Raw genomic sequence first — 357 nt, forward strand, 5'->3', positions numbered from 1 at the left:
GGCTTCAAGGTCGAGGCCAGGCCGATCTACGAGCGCAAGGACCGGACCGTGGTGCCGCTCGTGAAGGCGGAGCCCGAGGTGACGGGCGCGGTGAAGCGCGAGCACGAGGCGACGCTCGCTTATGTCCGCCAGCCGGTGGGCGAGACGAAGGCGCCGATCAACTCCTATTGGGCCCTCGTCGCCGACGATCCGTCGGTCCAGATCGTGAGCCAGGCACAGGTCTGGTACGTGAAGCCGCTCGCGGCCAATCTCGGCTTGGGCGCGCTGCCCGTCCTGTCGGCCGCGGCGCCGTTCAAGTCGGGCGGGCGCGGCGGGCCCGACTACTACACCGACGTGAAGCCCGGCCCCATCGCCATC

General features: G+C 70.3%; 1 pseudogene. It reads left to right on the forward strand.

Annotated features, from left to right (window positions below):
• Positions 1–357 (forward strand): annotated as a pseudogene (locus tag F0L46_RS25405) (2',3'-cyclic-nucleotide 2'-phosphodiesterase); the annotation flags it as partial.

The organism is Salinarimonas soli (assembly GCF_008386575.1).
Taxonomy (GTDB): Bacteria; Pseudomonadota; Alphaproteobacteria; order Rhizobiales; family Beijerinckiaceae; genus Salinarimonas_A; species Salinarimonas_A soli.